Genomic DNA, 1516 nt, shown 5'->3' with positions numbered 1-1516 from the left:
ATCTCGTAATTAGAAGTAAGATACTCGGCCGCCCTCAAAACGGCGTCGATAATGTCCTCTGTTTCTATTTCCTCGGTCTCTCGTTTTATCGAATCTGATTTTTTCCATCCGAGTATGAGTCTTAGAAGTTTCTCCGGCTTGTCTTTCGCTTCTTCGGAGCTTAGAGTTCCACAAAGCACCCCTTCGGATAGAACACTTATTCTGTCGGAGTATTTCATTGCCTCGTCCCACTTGTTTGTGACATAGAGTATTCCCGTTCCCTTTTCCTTCAGTTCGGTGAGTATTCTAAGAAGAAGATCCTGTGACTTGGAACTTAAATTGGCAGTAGGTTCGTACAGAACCACCAACCGAGGCTCATAAATACATAGCCTCAGAAGCTCTATAAGCTTTTTCTCCTCGGTCGAAAGCTTATACACGTGAGTCTTCTCTGAAATGCCGAGGTCGAATCTTGCGATGAGTTCTTTCACAGTGTGGTTTATCTTCGAATGGTTAATCAGCTTGATAACATTGGAATGACTTCTCAACATGTACATGTTCTCTGCCACGGTTAAACCCTCTGCAACCATAGGTTCTTCGAGGAGGAACATGATGTCCGTCGAACCTCCGATCTTGATTTTGTTCGTGACATCTATTCCATCAAAAAACACTCTTCCGGAAATCTTCTTTTCAGCTCCGGTGAGAACATTAACAACAAGCTCCTTTCCGGCACCATACTCTCCAACAAGGGCGTGAACTTCAGAAGAGTTGACTTCCAGATTGATCTCCTTGAGATTGACATTGCCCGTGTCATTGCTACTAAGTTCTTTGATATCAAGAATACATTGCTCCATAGCGGATCCCTCGAATTCTGCAGCCTTTTTCCTTTCATACAGCTGCAGCAACAATAAATAGATCACGGATCAGAAAAGAAAGTCGAACAAACATTTGCTTGTTGAGAATGAGTCTCATAATCATTCTACAACACAATGTATCGAAACTATATGTATGTGTAGGTTTCTACATTTTCAGAGTCACATCTAACTCGAAAAAACCTTGATCAGCATTAAGAATAGTAGGATTCGAGACTCGCGAAAACTAATGTTATGTGAAGTACAACTTTTGAAGTAAAAACATCACAGTAGAGAATGATAATAAAATATTAATTAGTGTTAAAATTTATATGTAAAGCAGATTGACGAGTCTCTTCATTTTGAACGAGATTCGGTGGGGTCTGCCTGCGTTAGAATTGACGTCCTGATGCTTAACTGGTTTGGCTTATCCGTCAGGGCAAGGAGGAATCTGAAATGTCTTACAAGCACTATTATGTTGGTGACTCCGTTTTGTCGACGGGTGACTACGAGGTTCACACTGGTGATTGTGTTGAGCTGGCAAGAGTAGAGTCAAAGACTTATCTTGGCTATTATGATAACTGTCAGGATGCGATTAGGAAGGCAAGTGATATCTATCCGAACGTATGCGGCTGCAAATACTGCTCGCCTGGTTGTCACAGGAGATAATTTTCCCGTAATTGCGGGGC

General features: G+C 41.8%; 2 protein-coding genes. One reads left to right on the top strand and one right to left on the bottom strand.

Features of this window, described 5'->3' with window-relative positions:
• On the bottom strand, window positions 1–830 hold an 830-nt coding region (locus tag BG32_RS10225), incomplete at its 3' end, for an ATP-binding cassette domain-containing protein (RefSeq protein WP_147434945.1).
• A 453-nt stretch (window positions 831–1283) separates the two neighbouring features.
• On the opposite strand from BG32_RS10225, the gene BG32_RS10220 reads away from it, so the two are divergent.
• On the top strand, window positions 1284–1496 hold the full coding sequence (locus tag BG32_RS10220) for a hypothetical protein (protein ID WP_099772346.1): 213 nt from the start codon (window positions 1284–1286) through the stop codon (window positions 1494–1496).
• The last annotated feature ends 20 nt before the right edge of the window (window positions 1497–1516 follow it).

The organism is Mesotoga sp. HF07.pep.5.2.highcov, assembly GCF_003666285.1.
GTDB lineage: Bacteria > Thermotogota > Thermotogae > Petrotogales > Kosmotogaceae > Mesotoga > Mesotoga prima.
Note: the sequence above shows the minus strand (reverse complement) of the source record. Positions and strands in the feature narration are given on the sequence as shown.

What these genes read in the sequence shown, in the direction of transcription:
- BG32_RS10220 (WP_099772346.1), top strand. Translation starts at nt 1,284, where the DNA reads ATGTCTTACAAGCACTATTATGTTGGTGACTCCGTTTTGTCGACGGGT.